The 25400-nt window shown below is 70.3% G+C and carries 21 protein-coding genes; 11 read left to right on the top strand and 10 right to left on the bottom strand.

Features of this window, described 5'->3' with window-relative positions:
* Positions 1-253 precede the first annotated feature (253 nt).
* Both ACGFH8_RS06885 and ACGFH8_RS06880 read left to right on the top strand, forming a co-directional pair.
* Positions 254-1867, top strand: coding sequence for a serine/threonine protein kinase (locus ACGFH8_RS06885; RefSeq protein ID WP_393364626.1), 1614 nt, complete (start codon positions 254-256; stop codon positions 1865-1867).
* A gap of 412 nt (positions 1868-2279) precedes the next feature.
* Entirely contained in the window at positions 2280-3824 is a 1545-nt protein-coding gene (locus ACGFH8_RS06880; protein WP_393364623.1) for a non-reducing end alpha-L-arabinofuranosidase family hydrolase, read from the top strand.
* A 99-nt stretch (positions 3825-3923) separates the two neighbouring features.
* Here ACGFH8_RS06880 and ACGFH8_RS06875 read toward each other — a convergent pair whose 3' ends face one another.
* Positions 3924-4523 carry a class I SAM-dependent methyltransferase gene (locus ACGFH8_RS06875; protein ID WP_393364620.1) on the bottom strand — a complete coding sequence of 200 codons (600 nt, stop codon included), beginning with the start codon at positions 4521-4523 and terminating at the stop codon, positions 3924-3926.
* 435 nt (positions 4524-4958) lie between these two features.
* On the opposite strand from ACGFH8_RS06875, the gene ACGFH8_RS06870 reads away from it, so the two are divergent.
* On the top strand, positions 4959-5681 hold the full coding sequence (locus ACGFH8_RS06870; RefSeq protein WP_393364617.1) for an SDR family NAD(P)-dependent oxidoreductase: 723 nt from the start codon (positions 4959-4961) through the stop codon (positions 5679-5681).
* Between the two features lie 72 nt (positions 5682-5753).
* On the opposite strand, the gene ACGFH8_RS06865 is transcribed toward ACGFH8_RS06870, so the two are convergent.
* A complete protein-coding gene (locus ACGFH8_RS06865) occupies positions 5754-8984 on the bottom strand; it encodes a S8 family serine peptidase (RefSeq protein WP_393364615.1) in 3231 nt (1076 codons plus the stop codon).
* 181 nt (positions 8985-9165) lie between these two features.
* Between ACGFH8_RS06865 and ACGFH8_RS06860 the strand changes: the two genes are divergently transcribed.
* Both ACGFH8_RS06860 and ACGFH8_RS06855 read left to right on the top strand, forming a co-directional pair.
* Positions 9166-9666 (top strand): sigma-70 family RNA polymerase sigma factor, encoded by a 501-nt coding sequence (locus ACGFH8_RS06860; RefSeq protein WP_393364612.1) that lies wholly within the window; start codon positions 9166-9168, stop codon positions 9664-9666.
* On the top strand, positions 9659-10375 hold the full coding sequence (locus tag ACGFH8_RS06855) for a hypothetical protein (protein ID WP_393364610.1): 717 nt from the start codon (positions 9659-9661) through the stop codon (positions 10373-10375). Before ACGFH8_RS06860 ends, ACGFH8_RS06855 begins: the two co-directional genes overlap by 8 nt.
* Positions 10376-10417: 42 nt before the next feature.
* On the opposite strand, the gene ACGFH8_RS06850 is transcribed toward ACGFH8_RS06855, so the two are convergent.
* Entirely contained in the window at positions 10418-11080 is a 663-nt protein-coding gene (locus ACGFH8_RS06850) for a hypothetical protein (protein WP_393364607.1), read from the bottom strand.
* A gap of 20 nt (positions 11081-11100) precedes the next feature.
* Here ACGFH8_RS06850 and ACGFH8_RS06845 point away from each other — a divergent pair, with 20 nt between their 5' ends.
* The 4 genes from ACGFH8_RS06845 (at position 11101) to ACGFH8_RS06830 (ending at position 16916) form a co-directional block, all read left to right on the top strand.
* Positions 11101-12468, top strand: coding sequence for a HupE/UreJ family protein (locus ACGFH8_RS06845; protein ID WP_393364605.1), 1368 nt, complete (start codon positions 11101-11103; stop codon positions 12466-12468).
* Positions 12469-12611: 143 nt separating this feature from the next.
* Positions 12612-14585: a fibronectin type III domain-containing protein gene (locus ACGFH8_RS06840; protein WP_393364602.1), complete on the top strand. Its 1974-nt coding sequence runs from the start codon at positions 12612-12614 to the stop codon at positions 14583-14585.
* A 91-nt stretch (positions 14586-14676) separates the two neighbouring features.
* Positions 14677-15744 carry a WxL protein peptidoglycan domain-containing protein gene (locus ACGFH8_RS06835; RefSeq protein ID WP_393364600.1) on the top strand — a complete coding sequence of 356 codons (1068 nt, stop codon included), beginning with the start codon at positions 14677-14679 and terminating at the stop codon, positions 15742-15744.
* A gap of 200 nt (positions 15745-15944) precedes the next feature.
* Positions 15945-16916 carry an NADP-dependent oxidoreductase gene (locus ACGFH8_RS06830; protein WP_393364597.1) on the top strand — a complete coding sequence of 324 codons (972 nt, stop codon included), beginning with the start codon at positions 15945-15947 and terminating at the stop codon, positions 16914-16916.
* A gap of 4 nt (positions 16917-16920) precedes the next feature.
* Here the strand turns inward: ACGFH8_RS06830 and ACGFH8_RS06825 are convergent, their stop codons facing one another.
* From ACGFH8_RS06825 to ACGFH8_RS06805, 5 genes are all read right to left on the bottom strand, one after another.
* Positions 16921-17514, bottom strand: a complete 594-nt coding sequence (locus tag ACGFH8_RS06825) for an HAD family hydrolase (protein ID WP_393364594.1) — start codon at positions 17512-17514, stop codon at positions 16921-16923.
* Positions 17515-17530: 16 nt separating this feature from the next.
* Positions 17531-18787: an RNA polymerase sigma factor gene (locus ACGFH8_RS06820; protein ID WP_393364592.1), complete on the bottom strand. Its 1257-nt coding sequence runs from the start codon at positions 18785-18787 to the stop codon at positions 17531-17533.
* Positions 18788-18789: 2 nt separating this feature from the next.
* Entirely contained in the window at positions 18790-19137 is a 348-nt protein-coding gene (locus tag ACGFH8_RS06815) for a YciI family protein (protein ID WP_393366990.1), read from the bottom strand.
* Positions 19138-19244: 107 nt separating this feature from the next.
* Positions 19245-20432 (bottom strand): low temperature requirement protein A, encoded by a 1188-nt coding sequence (locus tag ACGFH8_RS06810; protein ID WP_393364589.1) that lies wholly within the window; start codon positions 20430-20432, stop codon positions 19245-19247.
* Positions 20433-20463: 31 nt separating this feature from the next.
* Entirely contained in the window at positions 20464-21123 is a 660-nt protein-coding gene (locus ACGFH8_RS06805; RefSeq protein ID WP_393364586.1) for a winged helix-turn-helix transcriptional regulator, read from the bottom strand.
* A gap of 72 nt (positions 21124-21195) precedes the next feature.
* On the opposite strand from ACGFH8_RS06805, the gene ACGFH8_RS06800 reads away from it, so the two are divergent.
* A complete protein-coding gene (locus ACGFH8_RS06800) occupies positions 21196-21918 on the top strand; it encodes a hypothetical protein (protein WP_393364584.1) in 723 nt (240 codons plus the stop codon).
* A gap of 56 nt (positions 21919-21974) precedes the next feature.
* On the opposite strand, the gene trpS is transcribed toward ACGFH8_RS06800, so the two are convergent.
* Entirely contained in the window at positions 21975-23033 is a 1059-nt protein-coding gene (gene trpS / locus ACGFH8_RS06795; protein WP_393364582.1) for a tryptophan--tRNA ligase, read from the bottom strand.
* A gap of 265 nt (positions 23034-23298) precedes the next feature.
* Positions 23299-23769 carry a PRC-barrel domain-containing protein gene (locus ACGFH8_RS06790; RefSeq protein ID WP_393364579.1) on the bottom strand — a complete coding sequence of 157 codons (471 nt, stop codon included), beginning with the start codon at positions 23767-23769 and terminating at the stop codon, positions 23299-23301.
* A gap of 470 nt (positions 23770-24239) precedes the next feature.
* Between ACGFH8_RS06790 and ACGFH8_RS06785 the strand changes: the two genes are divergently transcribed.
* Positions 24240-24542 (top strand): SCO4848 family membrane protein, encoded by a 303-nt coding sequence (locus tag ACGFH8_RS06785; RefSeq protein WP_393364576.1) that lies wholly within the window; start codon positions 24240-24242, stop codon positions 24540-24542.
* Positions 24543-25400: the final 858 nt, after the last annotated feature.

Here is a 25400-nt window from a genome sequence, read left to right as displayed (position 1 = left end):
CCGGCCGTCAGTCGGCGACCACGAGCGCCTGAGGTGCGGCGGCCTTCATCCGGGTACGCGGCGGCCTGACCACGCCGGCACCCGCTGCGGCATCCGCCCCCACGGCGTGCCGACGGGTCACCTCGACGTGTGGACGGCATCGACGGGGGTTGGTGGGCGGACGATAGGCTGCGGGCGGCAGTCGAGTGACCTAAGGGGAACGGGTGACAGGCGGAACGGTTCGCGCGGTGATCGCGGTCTGCGGGCATCCGGCGTGAGCAACGGGTTGCGTCCCGGGGACCCGGCCCGCCTCGGTGGGTACGAGGTGCTCGACCGGCTCGGCGACGGGGGCATGGGCACTGTCTTCCTGGCCCGGTCACCGCAGGGCCGACAGGTGGCGGTCAAGGTCGTCCGTCCGGAGTTCTCGCATGACGAGGAGTTCCGTGGGCGGTTCCGAAGTGAGGTGAACCGCGCCCGCCAGGTTCCACCGTTCTGCACCGCCGAGGTCCTGGACGCCGACCCGGACCACAACCCGCCGTACCTGGTGGTGGAGTACGTCGAGGGCCCCAGCCTGGCCCAGGTGATCAGGGATCGAGGGCCGCTGGGGGCCGCGCAACTGCACAGCATCGCGGTCGGGGTGGCTACCGCGCTCACCGCCATCCATGGCGCCGGGGTGATCCACCGGGACCTGAAGCCGGCAAACGTCCTGGTTGCGCCGGGCGGGATCAAGGTCATCGATTTCGGCATCGCGCGAGCTTTCGAGGCGACGAGCCACCACACCCGGACCAACCAGATGGTCGGGACCGTCTCGTACATGGCTCCGGAGCGGTTCGACGCGACGTCCGGCCGCCCGGTGGGCCCGGCTGCGGACATCTTCGCGTGGGGTGCCCTCGTCGCTCACGCCGCTACCGGCCGCAACCCGTTCGGGGGCGACTCCCCGACCGCTGTCGCGATGCGGATCCTCACGCAACCGCCGGACCTGACCGGCCTCGGCGGTGCGCTGCGGGAGTTGGTCTCCCGGGCGCTGGAGAAGGATCCCGCTGCCCGGCCCACCGCCCGGGAGTTGCTCGACGGGCTGTTGACCGCGGCGAATCAGGGGAATGCGGACGCGACGGCCCAACGTCTGGCGGAGATGCCGACGGTGCGTGCGGCGCAGGCTGGCGGTGGTGCCGACCAGGGGCCGCGTGCGAAGTCCTCCGGGCCGGCCGGTCGCGCGGGCTCGGGCCGGCGTGGCTGGCTCATCGCTCTGGGCTCGGTCGTCGCGGTGGTCGCGGTGCTGGTGCCCGCCTTCCTGTTCGGCCCGCGTCTGCTGGATGACAAGGCTGGACCTGCCCCGACCGGCTCGAAAGCGGCCGGGAGCCCGGCGACGGGCGGGGCGTCGGCGTCCGCGTCCACGCCGGCGGCGACTACGCCAACCAAGCCGCCGTCGGCCGCCGCGGACCCTACCGAGGCCATTCTGGCCGGACAGCGGCGAATCCTGGTGCACGTCGTGGAGATCGACCGCGATCTGTCGTTGCCGTCGGACGGCGAGATCGCGGTCGGCGGCGGGACCGGCAAGGACGCGCTCTTCGTGCTCGAACCGGTAGGTGTCAACTTCATGATCAAATCGACGAACCCGGAGATCGCCCACCGACCGTGCCTCGGGGTCGAGCGGGACGGTGAGGGAGACAAGTCGCTTGTGGGAGCCGACTGTCGGCCGACCAAGGCAACCCTGTTCGCGATATCCCCGGAGGGCAGGGACGACAAGGGGCGCACCTCCTACGTCATCTCCAACACGGAGTACGGCGTGGTGCAGTGGAGCCCGACCCTGAGCGAGATCTACGTCGAGTTCATGGGTGACGCCCCGGTCGACACCACCTTCAGCCTTGTCGACCGAGGCGCGGTCTGAGGCGGGGGTACCCCGACTGAGGTTGCCCAAATAATGGGCAAACGTCGATGTTAGCGCCAACGCGGCGGCTCCTCAAGGGCTCTCGTCGCGGTCGGTGCTGACGAGCTGGGGGCAATGCCCGCAGAGGTTCTGTGGGAGGCGATCTCGTCCTGGGCCACGACCCGTCACCGCCTGATGTTCCCAGCACGTTACGTCTTGACGAACGGCATGTTATCGCTCACAGTCGATGGCTAAGGACGACGACATCCATGGCTTACCGGGGAAGCCTGCTTCGTCGACCCTCGAATCGGTCGTGCGTCAGGGCATGTAGGCGTGTTGTTAGCGCTAACTTCCCCGACACATCGCCCGGACACGCGTCGCGGTGCGCCCACCCTCGGGCAGGCCGTTCGGCTTTGGTCACTGAAGGAGGATCATGTCTGCCCTCGATAGGTCTCCATCGATCGCACCGCCGTCACGGCGGCGTTGGTGGTTGCCCCGCATTATCGCCGCCGGCGCGGCGGCGGTGCTGGTCGGCGGTGCTGCCGTAGCGGTGGTGTCGTCACCCGCCGCCGCGGCGACCGTCGACACGAGCGCGTGGTACGTGTTGATCAACCGCAACAGCAACAAGGCCCTGGACGTGTACAACCTGGCCACGACCGACGGTGCCCGGATCACCCAGTGGACGCGCAACAACGGCAACCAGCAGCAGTGGCAGTTCGTCGACTCCGGCGGTGGCTACTACCGGGTGAAGTCGAGGTTGTCGGGCAAGGTGCTCGACGTCTCCGGCCGCTCGACCGCCGACGGCGGGCCGATCGTGCAGTGGTCCGACAACAACGGCACCAACCAGCAGTTCCGGTTGGCCGACTCGGACAGCGGCTACGTCCGGCTGGTCAACCGCAACAGCAACAAGGTGATGGAGGTGCAGGGCGCCTCGACCGCCGACGGCGGCAACATCGTGCAGTACGCCGACTGGAACGGCACCAACCAGCAGTGGCAGCTCGTCCGCGTCGATGGCGGGAGCAACCCCACCACGCCGCCGCCGTCGTCCCCGCCGCCGGGTGGTGTGTGTGACCTTCCCTCGACGTACCGCTGGTCGTCGAGTGGCGTGTTGGCGACTCCGAAGTCGGGTTGGGTGTCGCTCAAGGACTTCACCGTGGCCCCCTTCAACGGCCAGCAACTCGTCTACGCCACCACGCACGACTTCGGCAAGAGCTGGGGTTCGATGAACTTCAGTCTGTTCTCGAACTGGTCGCAGATGGCCTCGGCCACGCAGACCGGGATGAGCTCGGGGACCGTCGCGCCGTCATTGTTCTACTTCGCGCCGAAGAACATCTGGGTGCTCACCTACCAGTGGGGGGCCGGGGCGGCGTTCCACTACCGGACCTCGACCAACCCGACCAACCCGAACGGCTGGTCCGCGGCGCAGCCGATGTTCACCGGGAGCATCACCGGTTCGGGTACGGGGCCGATCGACCAGACGGTCATCGCCGACGACACGACCATGTACCTGTTCTTCGCCGGCGACAACGGCAAGATCTACCGGACCAGCATGCCGATCGGGAACTTCCCCGGTAACTTCGGCAGCAGCTACACGACCATCATGAGCGACACGCAGAACAACCTGTTCGAGGCCCCGCAGGTCTACAAGCTGCAGGGTCTGAACAAGTACCTCATGATCGTCGAGGCGATCGGTTCGACCGGCCGCTACTTCCGCTCGTTCACGGCCACCAGCCTGAACGGTACGTGGACGCCGCAGGCCGCGAGCCAGAGCAACCCGTTCGCCGGCAAGGTCAACAGTGGTGCCACCTGGACCAACGACATCAGCCACGGTGAGCTGCTGCGCACCAGCGCCGACCAGACGATGACTGTCGACGCCTGCAACCTGCAGTTGCTCTACCAGGGTCGTTCCCCCAGCTCCGACGGTGTCGACTACGGCCTTCTGCCGTACCGGCCGGGTCTGCTGACCCTGCAGCGCTAACACCGCCTGATCGCGAAACGGGCGGGCTCGGCATTCGCCGAGCCCGCCCGAATCGTGTGGCCGACGTGCGGTGCCAGGAGCACCGCGATCAGCCCAACCTCATTCGACGGCGGTGCCGGTGACGCAGGTGAGCACCTGGCGCTGACCACGAGTGGCGCTCGACGTGGTCGTGTCGAAACCGTGGGATTCGAGCAGCAGCCGGGTCGTGGTGAGGTTCGCGGTGGCGTGTGCGGCCGTGGGTCGCTCGCCGAACACGTACAGTCGCCCGCCCGGGGCCAGCAGGCTTCGCATCCTGGCGATCTGCTGCGCCGCGTCGCCCAACCAGAAGAGGCTGACGTTCACCGCGAATATCTTGGTGAAGCGGTTGGCGGGGAGGTCGGCCGACTCGAACCCGGCACATCGAATCTCGGCCCTGCCGGCGCTGACGTGGTTCAGGTTCCGTTGGGTCGCGAGCCGCACCATCGTCGCGGCGCGGTCGATGGCGACGATCCGGCCGGTGGTGAGTCGGCTGGCGACCAGGGACACCGCGGCCCCCCGGCCGCACCCGATCTCCAGCACCTGGTCGTCGGGTGCGACGGCCATCGTTTCCACTGCCCAACGCTGCCGGTGGGCGGTCGTGGCCCGGACCGGCTCGTCCGCCGCGAAGGCGGGGCCAGCGCCGGGGGAACCCGGATCGCGGTCGGAAAGGGTGGACCTCACGACGTCACCCGCCGGTGCCTCTTCTGCTCACACATCTGATTCCACCCCCTCCGACGTGTCCGTGCACCGTGTCCTCGGTCACCACGACGTCGGGAGTCGTACCGGTCGGTACACGGGCGCCGCGCCAGACGCGATTATGGAACGAGCACCACAGAATATTGCGTCACCAAGAGTCCCCGCACCTCATCCTAGGGCAACGACGGGGCCGTTTTGGACGTCTGTATCGCACTGTTGGGTGGGCCGTGTGAGCGCAGTTACTTTGTCGAGCGTTCCAGAACTGGCTAGCGTTCCGCCTCGTGAAGCCCCACGGACCGTCGATGAGGTCCGACACCTCCGTTGCCAGTCCGTGGATCTTCAGCCCCGCCGCGCAGCGGCACACCGGTCGAGGAGATGTGGGACGAGATGTCTGGACGGTTGGATTCGAAGGTGCTGGTCGTGACCGGCGGTACGCAGGGCATGGGCCTGGCGTTCGCGCAGCGGGCGGCCACGGAGGGGGCGCGCGTCGTGATTGGCGCCCGGGACAAGGACCGGGGCGAGGAGGTGGCCGCGCAGATCCGCGACGCGGGCGGTAGCGCCCTGTTCGTGCCGACCGACGTGACGGTCGAGGAGGAGATGGCACGGCTCGTCGAGACCGCGGTGTCGGAGTTCGGGCGGCTGGACGGCGCGTTCAACAACGCCGGCGGCGGCCCGATGGCAAGTGTCCGCGAAACCGACAGTGACGACTGGCAGCGGTCGCTCGCCCTCAACCTGACGAGCGTCTTCTACGGCCTCAGGTACGAGATCCCGGCGATCATCGCCTCCGGCGGCGGCGCGATCGTCAACAACGCCTCCGTCTCCGGCATCAAGGGCGACGCGACGCAGGCCGCCTACAACGCGTCGAAGCACGGCGTCATCGGCCTGACCCGCTCGGCGGCACTCGACGTCGCCCGTTCCGGTGTGCGGATCAACGCCCTGGTCACCGGCCTGATCGACACGCCGCTCTGGCAGGGCGTCGTCAGCCAGGCCCCGGAGATCGCGGAGCGCTACCTGTCGGCGCAGCCGACCGGACGAGCCGGCACCTCCGACGAGGTCGCCGCGCTCACCGCCTTTCTGATCAGCGACGAGGCCACCTTCATCAGTGGCGCGTCCATCGCCATCGACGGCGCCCTCACCGCCTGAGGCGTCGCGGACGCCCCGAGTGCGGGGAGGCGGCCCGAAACAGCCGCCCGCCTCGCACTCGGGGCACGCCCGTCAGGCGATCCGGTAGGCCCGCTGGATCGTCTGCGTGACCGTGTTGCCGGCGGTGTCCGCCGCCGTCACCCGCAGCGACACGAAGCCGGGCCGGCGGGGGTGAGCGATGAGAGCGACACCCCGCAGCACCGGCAACGCGATCCACGTCCTGCCGTCGTCGAACGACGCGGAGACGCCGAGTTTCCGATTGGCCGCCGCCGTCGACCCCGCCTGCCGGTCCAGCGCCACCGGGATGGCCATGACCCTGCCCGTCCGGGCCGTGTTGGTGTCATCCAGCGCCGGTGTCGGCCGGGCCGTCGTCAGCGGCAGTCGCTGCGGTGACGACGTGTGCGCCGAGGTGAAGGTCCACGCCACCGAGACCGAGGTCGACAGCGTGTCCGGGGCGGCGCGGGTGATCGTCGCCTCCAGTCGGTAGGTGGCCTTGCCGGCGGGCACGGCGAACTCCGCCCACGGGCTGTCCGAGCTGCCGATCTCCGTGCCGTCGCGCAACAGCCGGAGCCGCACCGGCCGGTCGTCGCGGCTCGCGGGGCGTCCCGCCGCGTCGCCGAACAACGGCAGCGACGCGACCGAGATGGTGTCGCCGTCGCGGCCCGCGTACCCCAGGGGCGCCAGGCTGGGTGCGTGGGCCACCGTGGGGCCGAAGGGCGCCGCGTTCCAGGTCTGGGCGTACGTCCGGCCCGCCTGGAAGGTGGAGTCCTGCGTGCTGGAGTTGTCGCCCTCGAGGAACGTGGACGTCCAGGTGATGCCATCGTCGGTGTTGTAGTACTCGGTGCCGTGGAACGGCAGGTCGAGCGGCGTGCTCGAACCGATCGGGCCGGACCCGCCGGGTGCCGACGCGCGGTGGAACCGGACGGCTGTCGCGGCCGTGGACTGGCTCCGGTAGGTCGTCCGGACCGTGGCGAGGTTCTTCGCGGAGAGCTTCCCGGCCAGGCCCGTGAACATGTCGCCGGGGCGGACGTACGCCAGGTCGTACGTGTAGGGGCTGTTCCGGAAGGTCCCGTCCGCGCCGGGGCGGGCGAGCCCGACGCCAAGCGTCGCGGTGAACTCGGGTGCGGCGACGGCGGGCCCGATCCGGCCGAAGAAGACGTCCCCGAACGACACCCCGCTGAGCTGGACACCCGGGTAACGGAAGCCGTCGTCCCAGTTCGCGCTCACGTTGATCGCGATGGGTGCGGCGTCCCGCTGGGGCACCGTCAGCGCGACCGGCTTGGCGGTGCGGGCGTCGACGGCCTCGGTGACCGGGCCGCGTACGTCGAGCACGGGCTGGACCAGCAACGTCGACGCGTCGCCCTCGTGGATGGTGCTGTAGAGCGCGTACCGGCCCTTGGGCAGCCGCAGGGTGCCGCCTCCCGGTGCCCCGTCGAGGGTGCTGAACTCGCCGGTGGCCAGGTTCGCCGCCACTGTCGTGTACCCGGTGGCCGGTCGGCCGTCGCTCCCGGTGTGGGTGAGCCGTACGTCGTAGCTCTCGATCTCGCGGTTGAGCGCGAACGGCGTGCGTACCCGCAGGTCTCCGGCACCTGTCGCGGTCAGCGCGCCCTGGTAGACGCCGTCCGGAGCGTCCACCCGGGTGTCCACGGTGATCGTCGCCTCGGCGCGACCGCCGGCCGGCACCACGAGCGTCGCCGGGCTGACGGTGAGCATGCCGGCCGGGGCCGGGACGATGCCCAGCGTCAGGGTGACCGGCGTGCTGCCGGTGTTGCGGTAGCCGACGACCTGGGTGATCGGGGTGTCGTCGGCGTGCGGCCAGCGCTGGACCGGAAAGTCGATGGCGGCGACGTCGGCGGCGACCGGCTGGGCGACCGCGCGGGCGATGTCGACCCGGCCGGCGCCCTGCTCGTAGATGGTGTCCTCGCCGGTCGGCTTGGCCGAGTCCATCAGGGCGGCCTTGAGCTGCGGGCCGGTCCAGTCCGGGTGCTGCCCGGCGAGGATCGCGGCGGTGCCGGCCACGTGCGGAGTCGCCATCGAGGTGCCCGACATGGTGGCGTAGTCGCCGCCGGGGGCGGCGGCCACGATGTCGACGCCGGGCGCGCTGATCTCCGGCTTGATGTGGTTGTCGCCGATGCGCGGGCCCCGGCTGGAGAAGTACGCCCGCTTGTCGTCGGCGTCGACCGCGGCGACGGCGAGGGCGTCGTCGGCCGAGGCCGGCGAGGAGACCGACTTCGGTTTGCCCTCGTTGCCGGCCGCCACCACGAAGAGCGTGCCGTACTGCTTGCTCAGCTCCTGCACCGCGGTTTCCAGCGGGTCGAGGCCGGGAGCGTCGTCGCCACCCACGCTCAGGTTGACCACCCGCGCCTGCGGCGCGAGCCACTGCATCCCGGTGATGATGTCCGAGTCCTGGCACTCGGTGGTGGCGCAGACCTTGCCGACGAGCAGCTTCGCCCCCGGCGCCACACCGCGATACCTTCCGCCGGAGGCAGCGCCGCTGCCCACGATCGTCGACGCCACGTGGGTGCCGTGGCCGACCGCGTCGCCGGGGTCGTCGCCCCCGGTGAAGTCCTGTACCTCGGTGAGGTGACCCGCGAAGTCGGGGTGGCTGGCGTCGATCCCGGTGTCCAGCACGCCGACCGTGACACCGGTGCCGTCTAACCCGGCCTGCCAGGCCGCCGGGGCGCCGATCTGCGGCACACTGCGATCGAGGGAGACCCTGCGTTTGCCGTCCAGCCAGATGTGGGTGACCCCGGGGGCCAGGGTGCGCGCGGCGGCCGTCCCACGGGTGAGCGACCCCCAGAGCGTGACCCGGTCGTCCGGTTTCGCCCGTACGGCCAACGCGTGGGTGGCGGGCAGGTCGGTCCGGACCCGCGCGGCGCCCCCGACGGTCGCGGCCCGCGCCTGCGCCGCCGCGTTCTCCGGGTACGCGACAAGCAGCGGCAGCTCGGCGGCCCGGTCGTCGTAGCCGAACCCGCCGAGCACGGTGAGGTCGAACAACCGCCGGTCGAGGCGTCCGTCCCGCAGCAGTGGCATCGCGTCCACCGGGATGACGATCTGGTGGCCGCCCTCGCGGCTGGTCACGAACCGCATGCCGGCCCGCCCCGGCCCGCGCTGGATCGTCGGGTGACCGTTCGCGTCAAGCGTGACCTCGTCGCCGGTGATCAGCGTGAAGGTGCCGGGTCTGCCGTCGACAGTGGCCCCCGGCTTCACCCGCGCGTTGGCCGGGGTGGCCGTCAGGCCCGCCGCCACCAGCGCGGTCGCGAGTACACCGGCTGTCAGCGCGCGTCGTTGCCGTCGTCGCACATTGTCCTCTCCGCCACGGGCGTCTCCCGGGACGGCACGATGACGCCTGGCCGGGGCGTTAGGTTGATCACTCTGCTGTGATGGCCGTCACAAACCGGCCCCGCGCCGAGGTGTCCGATTCACCCCGAGGGGTTGCATGCGGCGGTGACCAGCGGAAACGGCAGGGGAGGGCACCGGTCGGATGCGTGATGCCGAGGAGTTCGACGCCCTCTACGCGGCCTGTGCCGGCCGGGTCGTGGGTCACGTGTACGCGCTGACCGGCAACCGGGCCGAGGCGGAGGATGCCGTCGCCGAGGCGTTCATGCGGGCCTGGCAACGCTGGCGGACGGTACGGGAGGCGGACAGCCCGGAGGCGTGGGTCCGTCGCGTCGCGTCCCGGATCGCGGTCAGCAGTTGGCGCAAGACGTTCAACCGGATACGCGCGCATCGCCGGGCCGCTGTCGACCAGGGCGTTCCCGGGCTGAACGAGGACCATGTCGCCCTGTTGCAGGCGTTGCAGCGGCTGAGCGCCAACGAGCGCCGGGCCGTCGTGCTGCACCACCTGAACGATCTCAGCGTCGCCGAGGTGGCGGCCGAGATGCAGGCTCCCGTCGGGACCGTGAAGACGTATCTCGCCCGTGGTCGACGAGCGATGGCCGGGCTGCTGACCGACGCGCATCAGGAGGAGACGTCCCATGGCTGATCCACGCGACGAGCTCACCGCGATCGTCGACGAGGTCCGGCGGGTCGCGACGCTCCCCTCCGCGCAGACGTTGCGGCAGCGCAGCGACAGGCGTCGGCGGCATCGGGTGACTGTCGCCGCCGGCGTGGCGGGGCTGGCTGTCGTGGCCATTGCCGCTGGCGCCACTCTGTGGCAGGCGCGGGCCGGCGTCGAGACGCCGGGTGTCGGCCCGGCCACCCAGATCGCACCGTCCGTGCCCCCGTCCGCGCCAGCCCCGTCCGCAACCGCCTCGGCGGGACCGCAGCAGATTCTCGGCGGCGGGCGCCAGGTCCGGATCGTGCTGCCCGGCATGCGCGGGGCCACCTTGGCGATCGACCGCGACGGCGATCAGGTGCGGGCCACCAGCGAGCAGGACGTCGAGGATCGGGCGCTGTGGGTTCTGCACCCGGAGGGCGACAGGTACCGGATCCGTCTGGCGGCCGGTGCCAACGCGATCTGCATGACCGTCGTGCACGACGCCGCGCCGGGCAGCGTACGCGGCCGGGCGTGCGATGCCGCCGCCTCGACACAGCTCTTCCGGATCGAGCAGGTCCCCGACGGCAGCTACTCGATGTTCCAGGGGAAGCGCTACGTCCAGGTGGTCGACGGCACCAACGCCCTGGTGCCCGACCTGCCCGAGGGCCTCACCACCACGTACGAGTTCGAGGACCGTGGGCCCGCCCCGCGCTGAACCGCGAACGGCCCTGGTGCGGACGGTCCTCGTCCACCGCCCTCAGAGCCAGACCACGATCCCGGTCAGGTCGTTGAGGACCGCCGCCACACCCGCCCGGACGGCGGCCGCGCAGCGCTCGGCGGTGAACGACTTCGGGTCGTACGTGGAGGACATGCCGAGCCCTTCCCCGCGGAACGACGCGCCGTCCCAGTCGACCGATGTCACGTTGTGGGTGGGCTCCGCCAGCTCGGCGCCCACCACGAGGAACTTCTCGTCCAGGTGGTTCGGGGTGACCAGGGCGAGGGGATCGATGAGGTCGCCGCCGGCGCTGACGATGAGATCCGGGTTCATCTCCATGGCCTTGGCGATGCTGGGTACGGCATCGTGGGCGTTGCCGACGACGATCGTCCGGAGATCCGCGTGCTCGTCGTCGGCCCACTCCCGCACGGCCGTCACCAGAGCCTTCGTCGGGTCGTCAGAGCCGGCGGTGAGCAGGACGACCCGGTAGTCCTTCGGCGGGTGGACCCCGGCCCACGAGCCGGGTTGCGGCGTGATCGTCGCCTCCGGAGCGGGGGTGGTGGAGGGGTCGACGAATCCGGGGCCGAGCGTCCCGACGGCGCTGGGTGCGGGGTGCGGCTGTGACCAGTCGTCGCCGGAGTCGCAGGCGGCGACCAGCGCGGCGGTCGCGGCCAGCATGGCGACGGCGCGAAGCGGGGGGCGCAAGGTGGTCGTCCTCTCGAGTGGTGGCGGCAGCCTCGTATTCCTATCTCAATTCCCTGCGCCGATTGTCCACGGGCGGTCGTCCGGGGCCGTTGTTTTCCGGCGGTTCGTCGGCGCGCGGGCTGGTGTTAACCCGTGCCCTGCAACGTGCACTGGCCTACCGAGGGAGTCGCATGTTGGGGCGTGTTCGCCGTACCGTTATCGTCATCGCTGTCGGGATTGCCGCGGTGGTGCTCCCATTCTTGGCCGCCGGACCGGCCTCCGCGCACGGCTTTTCGTCGACTGTGTACGCGAAAATAATGGCCGGAGACGAGGGTCACATCCGTACGGCGATGGACCTCGAATACGACCTTCTCGTCGTGTCCGCCGCGGATTCGGGTCACGACGACCCGCTCTTCCAGGCGGGCACCGCCGCGTTCGACGCGGGCGACGGCGACGCCCAGGCCGCGGCACTGAAGAGCCATTCGTCGACGGTCCTCAGGTATGTCTCCGACCGGTTCTCGGTGAGCGCGCGGGACGCGGCCTGTCGGCCGACCCAGGTGGGCGACGCGACAATCGGCGAGCGCGAGGGCGTGCCGTACGCGAATCTGCTGCTCGACTGGACCTGCCCCGAGCGGGTCGGCGAGCACGAGGTGCGCGGCGCGCTGTTCCCGGACACCGAGGGCTACGTCAAGGGCACCAAGACGATCGTCACCTACGACATCGACGGCCGGTCGGGCAGTGCGGCGCTGGACAGCGCCCACCCCACCTTCTCGACGGGGCAGGCGTGGTACCAGCGGTTCGGGGAGTTCTTCCTGCTGGGCGCCGAGCATCTGCTGTCCGGGATCGACCACATCCTGTTCCTGCTGGCGCTCATCGCCGGATCGCGGCGGCTGCGGGAGATCGTGCTCGCGGCCACCAGCTTCACCCTGGCGCACTCGGTGACGTTCATGCTCGCGGCGCTCGGCCTGGTCGAGGTGCCGGGGGCGATCGTGGAGCCAGTGATCGCGTTGTCGATCGCCGTCGTCGCCGGCTGGCACCTGTGGGGTATCTGGCGACGCGGCGAGCACGCGACAGACCTGGACACGGCGGGGCAGGGGCACTTCAGCCTGGATCGGGCGGGGTGGATCCGTCTCGGTGTGGTGTTCTGCTTCGGCCTCGTGCACGGCCTGGGCTTCGCGGGCGCGTTGGGCATCGACGAGGCGTGGTCGTGGACTCTGCTGTGGTCGCTGTTGGTGTTCAACATCGGCATCGAAGTCGTTCAGTTGACGATTATCGCGGTGGTCTTCCCGCTCCTTCTGGTCCTGCGCCGCCGTGCGCCGAAAACCGGGATCTGGGCGACCGGCGTTGTTTCCGCAGCCGTGTCCGTCATGGGCCTGATCTGGTTTGTGCAGCGCGTTTCCGGGTCCTGAGTAAGGCTAAGTAGTTCGTGAAGTGCAGGCTTTCGCAAGATCACGTTCATGGTCGGTTAACCGGGCGGCGAAAGCGTGGATTTGCTTCCCCGCGTCGGGTGAAGTCACCATCCATTTCTCTATTTGAAAAGGGAACAATGTCGATGACATTGAGCACCTCGACACGGGCCCCCGGGCTTGTGCGGCGGCGCGTGGTCGCCGGGGTCGCAGCCGGCTTCCTGGGAATGGGCGCGGCCCTCGGTAGCGGCCTGATGGCCACTGCGAGCGCGGCCGAGTCCACCACGATCACCGGCGTGGTCCTCGGCGTCGGTGCCAACGAGACCCAGCGGATCGTGAGCTGGTACTCCTCCGCGGACACCGCGCAGAAGATCCAGCTCGCCCCGACCGCCGAGATCGTCAACGGCGAGTTTCCGGCAGGCGCCCTCAGCTTCGACGCCGTCGGCGCGGCGAACACCTCCACCACCGGTTTCAACAGGCACGCCACGATCAGCAACCTGCGGGAGAACACGGCGTACTCGTACCGGGTCGGCGCCGAGGGCAGTTGGTCCCCGGCGTACGCCTTCAAGACCCAGGACTTCGAGGGCGACTACGACTTCCTGTTCTTCGGTGACCCGCAGATCGGCTCCTCCGGCGACCGGCTGAAGGACCAGGCCGGCTGGGAGGAGACCCTGAAGGTCGCCACCGGCGCCAACCCGAACGCCGAGCTGCTGGTCTCCGCCGGTGACCACGTGGAGAGCGCCAACGACGAGGGGCAGTGGAGCTCGTTCCTGGCCCCCGAGCAGCTCCGTCAGTACCCGCTCGTGGCCACCATCGGTAACCACGACGTCGGCGGCAAGTCCTACGAGCAGCACCACTTCACCCCGAACACCGACCGCTCGGCGCAGTACTACAACGGCGACCAGGCGACCCGGTCCGGCGGCGACTACTGGTTCATCCACAAGGACGTGCTGTTCATCGACCTGAACAGCAACAGCTACGCCAACCCGGCGGACGGCTCCGCCGGCGGCGACGCGGCGCACGTCGCGTACGTCACCGACGTGATCAACAAGCACGGCTCCGAGGCCAAGTGGAAGGTGCTCGTCTACCACCACTCGATCTACTCGCCGGCCAGCCACGCGACCGACACCGACAACAAGCAGCGGCGCGAGGACTTCACCACGGCGTTCTCCAACCTCGGCGTGGACATGGTGCTCCAGGGCCACGACCACAGCTACACCCGCAGCTACTCCATCAAGAACGGCCAGAAGGAGAACCCGGCCGAGCAGCCCGGCGCTGCCGACGTGTTCCCCGGCCCGGGTGGCGTCATCTACGTGACGGCGAACTCGGCCTCCGGCTCGAAGTACTACGACATCAAGAAGCCGGACGACAGCGGCACCGGCATCCGGGGCAACGGCCCGGACCCGCTCGACCCGGGCAAGTACTGGTACAACTCGGTGCAGAACCAGGAGCACGTCCGCAGCTACGTCAAGGTGCAGGTGCGCGGCGACAAGCTGGTCCTGGCCAACGTCCGCAGCGGCACCTGCGCGGCGCCGAACGCGGCCGTTGAGAAGGGCCTCTCCTGCGTCAACACCCCGGAGGGTCAGCCGGTCGGCTCGATCGTCGACAAGGTCACGGTGCACCCGTACCACGGTGACGGTCAGGCCATCCAGGTCAACGTGCCGAACCCGGCTCCGGGCGAGTTCGGCTGGACGATCGACGGCTACAACGGCCTCGTCGACCTGGGCACCGCCCAGGAGCGCGACGGCACCTTCTTCGAGGCGGCCGGCAAGATCAACCCGATCCTCGTGTCGGACAGCCGCCGCTCGCTCGCCCCGTGGTCGATCTCGGCGAACGTCGGCGACTTCTCCGACGCCGACAAGAAGTTCTCCGGCTCCTACCTGGGCTGGAACCCGTACGTGCTCGACGGCGGCGCGGGCGCCGAGGCCGGCGCTCCGGTCCTGTCGTCCTTCGACGACCAGGGCAAGGGCCTCTCGGTCTCCAGCGCCCTCGCCGCTGCCGCGCAGGGTCACGCGCGGGGTGGTGCCCGCCTCGGCGCCGACCTGGATCTGAAGATCCCGGACAGCATCGCGAAGGGCAGCTACCGCACCACGCTCACGATCACCGCGCTGAGCAGTTGACCGACCTGTTCCATCCGGCGGGGTAGGCACCTTCGGGGGCCTGCCCCGCCACCCATGTGCAGTCCTCCCAAGATCACCTCAAGGAACCGACATGTACCCGTCCGTAACGCGCTGGAAGAAGCGTGCTCGTACCACCGCGCTGTCCCTGCTCGCCGTCGTCGCGACAGTCGGCGTCGGCGCCGGCCCCGCCCTGGCGGCGGACGGCAACGTCGCCTGGACGGTCCGCACGGCCTCCAACGGCTACGGCGAGGCTCGGTCCAGTTACAGCTACAACGTCAACCCCGGCGGCGCCGTCGAGGACGCCATGGTCGTCGCCAACCGCGGCAAGGCGCCGCTGACCCTGTCCGTGTACGCCGCCGACGGCTTCACGACCGACGCGGGCCAACTCGACCTGCTCACCAGGGACGCCAAGTCCGTCGCGATCGGCGCCTGGGCGAAGCCGAAGGCCGGCAGTGTCGTGATCCAGCCCGGCAAGACCGCGCAGGTCCCCTTCACGGTGGGCGTCCCGGACAACGCCACGCCCGGTGACTACGTCGGCGGGATCCTCACCACGCTCACCCAGGCCGACCAGGCCGAAGGCATAAACGTCGACAGGCGCCTCGGCATCCGGATCAAGCTGCGGGTCGGGGGCGAGCTGAAGCCGAACCTCGCGATCGAGGACCCGCACGTGACGTACGGCGGTTCGGCCAACCCGTTCCGCAAGGGCGACGCCACCATCACCTATAAGATCCACAACGTCGGCAACGCCGCGCTCTCCGGGCAGCAGGCGGTCTCGGTCTCGGGCCCGTTCGGCGTGCTGCGGGTCCGGGCGAAGGACATCGCCGCGCCGCCGGAGCTGCTCCCGGGCGAGAGCTGGGACGTGACCGTGCCGATCGCCGGGGTCGCCCCCGCCGTCTCGCTGGCCGCGACCGTGACCGTCACGCCGCTGCTCACCGACGCCTCGGGCTCCACCACCTCGCTCAAGCCGGTACAGGTCACCGCGCACGGGTGGGCGCTGCCGTGGATGTTGGTGCTGGCGCTCGTCGTCCTTGTCGCCGCGATCGTCGGGGCGTACCTCTACCGGCGTCGCAACCGGACGCGGCGCGCGGTACGCGAGGACGCCCGCGTACGCGACGCCGTCGAGCAGGCGCTGCGTGGCCCGAAGCCGCAAACCTCCTGACCACGCCCCCTCCCTGTCCCCCTCCCGCGATCGTGCACTTTCTGCGCCGGCACAGCAGGGCGTTCCACGCGTACCGGCACCCGGAACCGCACGATCGCGCGGCGGTCGCCCTTGTGGGTGAACGGCACTCGGCTCCGGACCGCGCCCGTCCCCCAGCCGGCATGCTGCGACGGTGACGCCGGCACAGAGGGGGAATCCACATGGTTGACGGGGATGTGCCAGAGCGGATGCAGGCCGCGGCCCTGGACGAGTTCGGTGGGCCGGAGGTGATCACGCTGCGGAAGCTGCCGATCCCGCAGATCGCCGACGACGAGGTGCTGATCAAGGTCTGGAGCGCGGGCGTCGGGGTGTGGGACGTGTACGAGCGGCAGGGTGTGCTCGTGCCGGAGGGCTCGGCCCTCCCGATCGTGCCCGGCTCCGACGGCGCCGGCACCGTCATCGCCGCCGGCAGCAAGGTGTCGAACGTCGGGGTCGGCGACCTGGTCTACGTCTCCGCCACCACCCGCCCGAAGGGTGGCTTCTACGCCGAGTACGCCGCGGTCAAGGCGGAGTACGCGGCGAAGGTGCCCGCCGGTGTGCCGGCCGAGCACGCCGGTGCCATGCCCACCGACGCGCTGACCGCGCTGGCCGGGCTCGACACCGTGAGCCTGTCGGCCGGCGCCTGGTTGTTGATCTTCGGTGCGAGCGGCGGCCAGGGGCACCTGGCCGTGCAGTTGGCCAAGCGGCAGGGCCTGAACGTGATCGCCGTGGCGTCCGGGGCGGACGGCGTCGCGCTTGTGACCCGACTCGGCGCCGACGTGTCCCTCGACGGCCACGCCGACCCGACCGAGGTGCTCGCCCGCATCCGGGACGCGGCACCGGCCGGGGTGGATGCCATCCTGGCGATGGCCGGCGGCGAGACGCTGGACCGGCTCACCGAGGCACTTACCGACGGCGGTGTGGTCGCGTTCGCCCACGGGGTGCGGCCGGAGCCGCAGGAACGGCAAGGTGTGGTGGTCCGGGCGTACGACGGCGAATCGAGCCCCCGACAGTTGCAGCGCCTCAACGAACTCATCGAGGCCGGCCCGTTCGTGGTGCACGTCGCGCAGACGTACCCGCTGGGCAAGGTGCGGGACGCGCACCAGCGCCTGGAAACCTCCTACTCGGGCAAGCTGCTGCTGACGGTGGCCTGAGACCTCAGCGCGGCGAGCGCTGTTGCGGCACGCGTACCGACGCCATGCCGGCCGCGGTCGCGGCCTGGATGCCCAGGTCGGTGTCCTCGAAGACCAGGCACGACCCCGGGGGTACGCCGAGGTGTGCCGCCGCGAGCAGGAACGCCTCCGGGTCGGGCTTGGCCCGGGTGTAGTCCTCGGCGCAGACCAGCACGTCGAACCGGTCCAGCAGGCCGAGCGCGTCGAGCGAGGCGGTGACCGAGGCGCGGGTGCTGCCGGACACCACGGCGAACGGAACCCGTCGGTGGGCGTCGTGGATGTGCGCCACCACCTCGGGCACGGCGGCGAGCTGCGGCAGCAACTCCTCGTAGTAGCTCTCCCGGCGCTCGACGACGGCCGCCACCGGCATGGCCAGACCCTGCTGCTCGTTCAGGGCGACGATGATGTCGGCGGTGGGTCGCCCACCCCAGGCGTAGAAGAGGTCCTCCGGAAACTCGCAGCCCCACTCCTTCAGGGCCCGCTGCCAGGCCAGGTAGTGCAGCGGCATCGAGTCGACGATGGTGCCGTCGCAGTCGAACAGGTACGCCGCGAACTCACCGGATGGCAGAGGCAGAGTCATCGGGGAAGGGTACAGCTCACTCGGTCGTGACGGTCTTCAGCCGGCTGAGCAGGTACGCGCGCTCCGGTTCGGTGCCGACGAGCGTCAACGCGCTGCGGTACGCGGCAGCGGCCTCGTCGTACCGGCCGAGCCGGCGGAGCAGGTCGGCCCGCGCCGCCGGGTAGGGGTGGTGGCCGCGCAGGCGGGGATCGTCGGCCAACTCGTCGAGCAGCGCGAGCCCCGCCTCCGGCCCGTCCCGCATGGCCACCGCGGCGGCCCGGTTCAGCGCGACGATCGGTGAGGGCACCAGGCCGAGCAGCACGTCGTAGAGCGCCACCACCTGCGGCCAGTCGGTGCTGGCAACGTCGGCGGCCTCGTCGTGCAGCGCGGCGATGGCCGCCTGCACCCCGTACGGGCCGGGCGCTCGGCCGGTCAGCGCGACCACGACCAGGCCGCGCCCCTCCTCGATCATCTGATGGTCCCAGCGTCTCCGGTCCTGGTCGTCGAGGAGGACCATGGCGCCGTCCGGCCCGGTACGCGCGTCCCGCCGGGCGTGGACCAGCAGCATCAGGCCGAGCAGCCCGGCGACCTCCCGCTCGGCGGGCAGCAGCCGGCGCAGGATCCGGCCCAGCCGGATGGCCTCCTCGGCCAGGCCGATCCGTTGCAGGTCCGGGCCGGAGCTGGCCGCGTACCCCTCGGTGAAGACCGAATAGACGGCCTGGAGCACCGTGGGCAGACGAGCGGGCAGCTCGTCGGGGCCCGGCACCCGGAACGGGATGCGGGCGTCGCGGATCTTCCGTTTGGCCCGGACGAGACGCTGGGCCATGGTGGCGGGCGGCACCAGGAAGGCCCGCGCGACCTCGACAGTGGTGAGGCCGGCCAGGAACCGCAGGGTGAGTGCGCCGCGATCCTGCGCGGCCAGGGCCGGGTGCGCACAGGTGAAGAAGAGCGCCAGCCGGTCGTCGGGCAGGTCCCGGTCGGCGTCGGCGGGCGGCGCGTGGTCGGCCCGCTCGGCCTCCGCCCGGAGTACGGCGAGCCGCGTCGCCAGCACCCGGTCGCGACGTAGCCGGTCCACCGCTCGACGCCGAGCGGTGGTGAGCAGCCAGGCGCCCGGCCGGCTCGGGACGCCGTCGGTCGGCCAGTGCGTCAGCGCCGCCTCGATGGCCTCGGAGGCGACCTCCTCGGCCAGGTCGAGGTCGCCGAAGCGGCGCACCAGCGAGGCGAGCAGTCGGCCGCGTTCCTCCCGGAACACCGCCTCCACCGACGACCCGACGGCTGCCTCCTCACCCGGCATGGTCAGACCTGCGTGTCGATCTCGAAGATCGGACGGACCTGTACCGATCCGGTGGCGATGGCTCCCGGGCTGCGGGCCGCCCAGTCCAGCGCGGCGTCGAGGTCCGGCACGTCGATGACGTCGTACCCGCCGAGCAGTTCTCGGGTCTCGGCGAACGGCCCGTCGGTGATCGTGCGCTCGCCATCCGAACCGACCTGCACAGTCGTGCAGGTCGTCAGGTCCTGCAGGGGATGCCCGGAGACCCAGACCCCGGCGTCCTTCATCTCCCGGTCGTAGCGGATCCAGTCCTCGAAGCTGCACCCGTTGTCGACGACCTTCCCGTCAACCATGGGGCTCATGAACAGCAGCATGTACTTCACGTCTCGGCTCCTCTCGGTGCGGCGTGTCGCCGTACAGCATGACGACGGTCGAGGCCCGGGGATATCGACACGGCCGGCCAGGTTTTTCGGGCCGGATCTCACGACGCCGGGTCACGTCGCTCCGTCCGTCGCTCGAACCAGGTCACCCCGATCAGGAAGGCGGTCAGCAGGGTGAGCGCTGCCAAGGGTGGCAGGGATCGACCGATCGGCAGCAGGGGCAGCGGCAGCAGCGCGGCGACGACCTGCGTCGGGTACACCGCGCGAACGGTCAGCCGCTGGAATACCAGCCTGCTGACCAGGTAGAGAGCGGTGCCGCCGTAGAGCGCGGTCGCGGCCTGCCAGCCCAGCCGGCCGGGATGCGTCGACTCCTCGGTGAGCTGGGTGATCACCTCCTCGATGCCGAGCGCGACGTAGATGACGCCGATGATCAGCGTGGAGTGCCCGAGGCCGTACGCGTCGCCGGCAACGCGGGCTCGCCGCTCACCCGGCACGTTGCCGACGGCCTCCCGGGCGGCGGACGCCAGCCGATCGAAGTAGAGCCACCACAGGCAGACCGTGTTGGCGAGGCCGAGCAGCGCGGCCAGCAGGGCCGAGCCGATCGGCGCCATCGCCCTCGGACCTGCGCCGGCAGAGATCAGGGACTCGCCCAGCGCGATGATGAGCACCAGGCCGAACCGCTCGCTGAAGTGGTCCACGCTGCGGAGTTGCCACGGCCGGAAGGTGGACGCGATCCGGGCGCCGCCGATGTTCAACAGGAACGCGACGGTCCAGAGCGCCGTCTGGGCCGCACCACCGAGGAGGGCACCGATGATCAGCGGAACCCACCCCAGCACCACCGGCACGGTGAAGAACCGCAGCGTCGAGCGCAGCGCGGGGTTCGTCGCGCTCGCCCAGAACAGGATCACGAGCTGTACGGCCCGGCCCACCACGTAGGCCAGGGCCAGCGTCAGCGGCGCGTCGAACAGCTCCGGGCTCTGCTGCCACGCGTCCGGCAACACAAGCGCGGCCACGAAGATCGCTGCCATCGCGACCAGGGTGATGGCGCGGACCGGGCCAACGTCCGGCCGGACCAGGTTTCCCACCCAGATGTACGGCGACCAGGAGTAGAGCAGCAGGAGCAGGAGGAGCAGCCCCTGGGCCAGGGTGAGCGCGCTCGGCGACACCGCCATGAACGTGATGACGCGGGTGAGCGCGAAGACGAAGACCAGGTCGAAGAAGATCTCGAACATCGTGGTCCGGTGCGGCACCCCCGCCGGCACCGGACGAATGCCGAGTATCCCCCTCATCCTCGCATTCTGCGCTATCGGGACTGCTCGCTCATCCGGTCTGCTCGCCCGACGTCGCTCCGAAGAGCAGGAAGAACCGCTCGGCCGCGCCGATGTCGCCGTGCACCTCGATGTCGCCGGCCGAGACCGCCGAGCGCAGCGGCGTGCCGCCGAACATCAGGTCCCGCAGCGCACTCACTGTGCCGGTGACCGTGACGTCGACCTGACCCGACCGGCCACGGGCCACGCTGATCCCACTCGGAGCCACACCCACCTCGAAGGCGTCGGTGCCCACCAACAACCGGAGTCGAGTGGTCAACGGTGCGTCGGCCGGAGGTCGATACAGGGCCTTGAGCAGCAGCATGAACGCGTCGGTGCTCATCTCGGCGTCCGGCTCCGCCGGCAGGCCGGCCCCCCACCGCGACAGCTCGATGAGCGTCGGCTCCAGTTGCTGGCCGCGTTCCGTCAGCTCGTACGCGTGCACGCTCGCCGGTGGCCCGAGCTGCACCCGCCGGACGATGGCGGACTGCTCCAACTCCCGGAGGCGCTGGCTGAGCACGTTCTGGCTGGCCGTCGGCAGGCCGGCCCGCAGATCGCCGAAACGCTTCGGACCGAACACCAGCTCTCGAACAATCAGCAGAGCCCAGCGCTCGCCGACGATGTCCATCGTGCGCGCCGCCCCGCAGGCGTCCCGGTAAGTCCGCTGAGTCACATCGCCATCGTAGTCGGCGCCCACCGAACAGTGCTAACCTCGTACTGTCTAGTCCTAACCTAGGAGTAAACGATGGATGCACTGCTTGCCAAGGTGATCGATCGGCACGGCGGCCTCGACCGCTGGAACGGCGCGTCGACCCTCACCACCCGGCTCACCTACGGCGGCCCGTTCTGGGCGTTCAAGGGCAGACCCGACTTCGACGGCACCGAACTCGTCGAGGCCGACCTGCACCGGGAGCAGATTCGGCACGTTGCGGAGAGCACCGGCCGGGTCACCGAGTACGACCGCGACGCCGACCGGGTCACCGTCACCGCGGCCGACGGCAGCCTCATCGACGAACTGACCAACCCCCGGGCCAGCTTTGCCGGCTACACCCGCGAGAGCCAGTGGACGCTCGCCCAGGCCGCCTACTTCCGTGGCTACGCCACCTGGCACTACCTCGTCGAGCCGTTCCTGTTCACCTGGCCGGGCGTCGAGGCGCACGAGGTCGAGCCGTGGTCGGAGGGCGGCGAGTCGTGGCGCGGGATGCGCGTCACGTACCCCCAGAGCCTGGACACCCACAACGACACCCAGCTCTACTACTTCGACGACAGCGGGCTGCTGCGGCGCATGGACTATCAGCCGGTGGTCAACGGCTCCTCCCCGGTCGCGCACTACGTGAGCGGGGCGACCGAGGTCGACGGGCTGGTCGTGCCGACGCGACGCCGGATCCACATCCGCCAGGAGGACCGCACCCCGGACCTCTCCTGGACGCCGATCACCCTCGACCTGGCCGACGTCCGGATCCGCTGAGACCCCGATGGTGTCGCAGCGGACCCGGCGTCACGTCGCCGACCGGACGCCCGGCCTCAGGTCGAGGTGTCCGTCCGGCGCCGGCTCCGCTCAGCCCGCCGCCGCACCTGCTGGTACGCGCCGGTCAGCCCCATTGCCCGGCGTACCTCGACCAAGGTCTGGCGTACCTCCTGACGGGTCCGCTCCGTACCCTCGACGATCAACCGGTCCACGAACCCCCGGTCCGCCTCGATCTCGGCCCGGCGCTCCCGGATCGGCGCCAGGAACCCCTCCAACGCGACCACCAGGCGTTCCTTGACCTCCACGTCGCCCACCCGTCCGGCCCGGTAACGCCGGGCCAGGTCGGCCACCTCGTCGCGGTCCGGGTTGAAAACCTCGTGGTACGCGAACACCGGGTTGCCCTCCACCGTGCCCGGCACGTCGGCGCGCACCCGGTTCGGATCGGTGTACATGCCGAGCACCTTGCGACGCACGGTCGCCGCGTCGTCGGAGAGCGCGATGCTGTTGCCTCGGCTCTTGCTCATCTTGGCCGCCCCGTCGGTGCCCACCAGGCTCGGCGTGTCCGCAGCGATCAGCTCGGGCACCGGGAAGACCGGGCCGTACAGATGGTTGAACCGCCTGGCGATCTCCCGGGTCACCTCGACGTGCGCGGCGTTGTCCCGACCGACCGGGACCACCTCGCCCTTCACGCAGAGGATGTCCGCGGCCTGGAGCACCGGGTAACCCAACAACCCGTACGGCATCTCCTCCTTGCCGGCGTCGCGGGCCATGTCCTTGAGCGACGGCACCCGTTCCAGCCGGGGGACCGTCACCAGGTTCTGTAGCAGGGTGTTGAGGTCGCCGACCTCCGGGATCGCCGACTGGAGATAGAACGTGGCCCGTTCCGGGTCGACGCCGGCGGCGAGAACGTCCGTCACCATCTCCCGGGCGTTGCCGGAGACCTGGTCGATGTCCTCGCGGCGGTTACGAGTGGTGAGCATGTGCAGGTCAGCGATGATGAAGAAGCTCTCGTAGCGCTTGTGCAGCCGTACCCGGTTGGCGATGCTGCCGACATAGTGGCCGAGGTGCAGGCGGCCGGTCGGCCGGTCGCCGGTGAGCATTCGTGCGACGGACATGGTGATGCCTCTCGTTCCGTTGGTGGGTCACGCGTGGGCGCGCGCCGAGGGGGCGGGTCAGCCCCCTCGGTCAGCGGGATCGGCTCAGCGAGCCGTCCGCCATCGCGCGCCGGCGCGGAACCGCAGACCACCGGCACGGAGGACACTCAGGAGTTGCTCACGGCCGTCGCCGGAGCTGGTCGGGACCCCGGGCACCGCACCGAGCGGGAGGCCGTCGACCATGTCGACAGCCTCCGGTGCGCAGTTGCCCGTCCGGACCACGACCTCACATTACCCGCGGGACGGCGCCCGGCGGGGGAAGGTGAGTGTCGGCGTAGTAGCTCCCAACGCGTTCCCGGTACGCCGGGTCGGCCGGATCCGCATCGAGCGGCGGCGCGTCCTTGATCTGCTGCTTGGTCCGGTCGACATGCACGACGCGTTCCTGGTGATCCACCCGCTCCACGGTGCCGGCGGGCAGCAGCACCTTCTGACCGAAGATCCAGGGGCCGGTGTCCACCACCAGGTGTCCGGCACCCGCCTCGTTGCTCGCCTCGTCGATGGTGCCGATCCGCCCGTCACTCGCCTGCACCTGGTAACCCACCAGGTCAATGGGCGTACCGGGACCGGGAGCGTCCGGACCGTCGTGGCCACCGTCCTGGCCTTCCGGCGGGGTGACCGACGGGGTGGTCTCGGCGTATCCGCCAGCCAGGGCGGACGGGTCGCGCCAGGCCCAGGGATTGAAGATCGAGGGTTGCACGGGGCACCTCCGGGGGGACGGTCCTCAGCTGTCCTCTTTCGAAGTGCCCACCGTTGTGGCGTCGAAAACGGCCCGTTGAAGGCCCGAGCCCGTCACGCCGTCCGACCCGGCCTGGTTGGTGGGCCGTGGCTGGTGGGCTTGGCTTGGGCGGCTTGGGTGGGGCGGGCTTGGCTTGGGCGGGCTTGGGTGGGGCGGCTTGGGTGGGGCGGCTTGGTGGTGGGAGGGGTGGCTCGGTGGCGGGGCGGCTTGGTGGTGGGACGGGAAGCCCGGTGGCTGGCCGGGCTGGTGGTGGGACGGGTGTCCGCTGCCACGCTGAGCTGGTGGGTCGGGTGGGTGTGCGCGCCGTGCCGAGCTGGCGGCGCGGGGTGGGTGTGCGTGCTGCGCAGGGTTGGTGTGCGCGGGTGGGTCTGTGCTGCGCCGGGTTGGTGGTGGGTGGGTGTGCGTTGCCATGCCGACGTGGTGGCGGGCGGATGTCCGCGAACGGCCAGGTGAAGCGGTCGCTGGCATACTCGGCTGCCATGGTGCTGTCGCGTGGGTGGGCCGTCTTCCTGGTCGGGGTCGGGGTCTGGACCTGGGTTATCTGGCCGAGGTTCGCGGTCGCGATCTGGCAGGACCCGCGCTCCTGGACGTCCGGCACCGTCGCCGACGGCCCCGCCACCAGCTTTCTGTGGGTGCACGCGCTGCTGATCGCGGCGTCGCTGGCCATCGGGACGACAGTCGGTGTCCTCGGCATCCGAGGCTGGTTCGCCGCCCGTCGGCGGCAGGCTTCCTGACCCGCGCTGGTTCTGCCCTGCGTGGTCTTGTCCCGCTGGTTCTGGTCCGTGCGGCTGGTCTTGTCCCGCTGGTTCTGCCCTGCGCTGGTCTTGTCCCGCTGGTTCTGGTCCGCGCTGGTCTTGTCCCGCTGGTTCTGGTCCGCGCTGGCCTTGCCCCGCTCGTCCTGGCCCGCTCGTCTTGTCCCGCTGGTCCTGGTCCGTGCGGCTGGTCTTGACCCGCTAGGTCCTGGCCCGCGTTGGTCCTGGTGGTGGTGCCGAGGCCGGGGTCGAGCAGTCGTCGGTCGGAGGCGCGCAACCGGTCGCCGGCGCGAGTGTGACGGGCGCCGCTGCTCGTGGATTTGACGATCAAACCCGCAGACGCGTAACTTTCTCTCTGCCAGCGCGGAACGGGGCAAACGGGACGGAAGTCCTGAGGCCCCGGAACGGACTGGCAACCGGGTCGAGTAGGGGTTCGCTCCTGCGAGACACGGTCCGGGCGGAGCTTGCCGGATCGGCCGCGAGGCGGATTTGGTGCGGCGAAGCCGACCGGGTAAGGTTCACGACCGGCAGGGCACCGGGCGAGACTGCGGGAAACCGCAGCGGCCGGCCTGCCAAATCCGACGACCTGACGCAGCGGTGCGCTGCTGCGTGAGTGCGCCGGCGCTAAGCCGTACGAAGCATGACAGACCGGGACACACGGTTTGACACGGCGAAGACGGTGAGGTAACGTAGTAAAAGTGCCCGGCGCGAGAGCGACGGGGACACGGAACGAAAAGCCCCGGTTGGGGTTCCACTGAGGTGGGGCTTCTGGTCGGTGTGTGGTTGTTCTTTGAGAACTCAACAGGGTGCTTGTAAAGCCAGTGCCAATTATGATTTATA

Source organism: Micromonospora sp. NPDC049175 (genome assembly GCF_043197345.1).
Lineage (GTDB): Bacteria > Actinomycetota > Actinomycetes > Mycobacteriales > Micromonosporaceae > Micromonospora.
This window is presented reverse-complemented; position numbering and strand designations above follow the sequence as displayed.